The sequence below is a fragment of the Pseudomonas sp. R62 genome (assembly GCF_000257605.1).
Taxonomy (GTDB): domain Bacteria; phylum Pseudomonadota; class Gammaproteobacteria; order Pseudomonadales; family Pseudomonadaceae; genus Aquipseudomonas; species Aquipseudomonas atacamensis.
This window is the reverse complement of sequence record NZ_AHZM01000883.1, coordinates 1-1,099: the sequence shown is the minus strand read 5'-3', so window position 1 is coordinate 1,099 and position 1,099 is coordinate 1. Positions and strand designations below refer to the sequence as shown.

Here is a 1,099-nt window from a genome sequence, read left to right as displayed (position 1 = left end):
CCACGGATTGCGCCAGACCGAGGGAGGCACGAATTCGGCAGGGACCTGTTTCGGGTGATCTGTCACGGTGTCTCCTGAAAATGTTGGTAGCCGCGAATCTGCGGAGTGATGTCGTGCCCGTCGCGGTCCAGCAGCAGCACGCCCTGGCCCGGCAGCACTCGCCCGATCACATGGATCGGCCAGCCGTCGGCCAACAGTGCCGGCAACTCGGCGGACGGCAAGGTGAAGGCCAGTACGTAATCATCACCACCGCTCAATGCCGCGCGCTCGGCACCGCGCTGACCGAGAAACGCGACTAAAGCATCCGACAACGGTACACGCTCGCGTTCAATCTCAAGTCGCACCTTCGACGCCAGCGCGATATGCCCGCAATCGGCGAGCAGGCCGTCGGAGATATCCAGTGCCGCCGTGGCCTTGCCGCGCAGGGCCTGACCGAGGGCCAGTTGCGGCTGCGGCGACCAGTAATGCTCGAGCAGCGGCTGGGCGATATGCGCTTCGGCATCACGTTGGGCCAAAACCAGCGGCAAGGCGCCGGCTGCATTGCCCAGTTCGCCGCCGACGCAGAGCAGATCACCGGCCTGCGCACCGCTGCGGGTCAAGGCCTGGCCAGCGGGTAGGCGGCCGAACACGGTGACCGTCAGGCTCAACGGCCCGCGCGTGGTGTCGCCGCCGACCAGCGCGACGCCGCAGCTTTGCGCCATGCGGTTCAAACCCCGGGCATAGGCTTGCAGCCAATCGGCAGTTACCGTCGGTAAGGTCAGGGCAAGGGTGAAGGCAACGGGCGCGGCGCCCATGGCGGCCAGGTCACTGACCGCGACGGCCAGCGAGCGCTGACCGAGCAGAAACGGATCGCAGGGGTCGGCGAAATGCACACCGGCCACCAGCGTATCGGTGGAAACCGCCAGCTGCTCCCCAACGGGAACTGCCAGCAAGGCGCAGTCGTCGCCGATCCCCAAAGCAACGCCCTCGCCGCCTTGCGCACAAGGCGCGGCGGCGAAGAAATTGCGGATCAGCTCAAACTCGCCCATGGCCGAGAAAAAGTATTCAAGCGCCGATCAGCGCTTGAACGCCTTCACTTCAGCTTCACGCAGGCGCGGGG

1 protein-coding gene and 1 pseudogene are annotated in these 1,099 nt (G+C 66.1%); both read right to left on the bottom strand.

Features of this window, described 5'->3' with window-relative positions; all coding sequences use genetic code 11:
- Window positions 1–66, bottom strand: a pseudogene (locus tag OQK_RS29815) (phosphatidylglycerophosphatase A); the annotation flags it as partial.
- Entirely contained in the window at window positions 63–1,028 is a 966-nt protein-coding gene (thiL, locus tag OQK_RS00845) for a thiamine-phosphate kinase (RefSeq protein ID WP_016770695.1), read from the bottom strand. The gene thiL and the pseudogene OQK_RS29815, both read right to left, overlap by 4 nt.
- Between the last annotated feature and the right edge of the window lie 71 nt (window positions 1,029–1,099).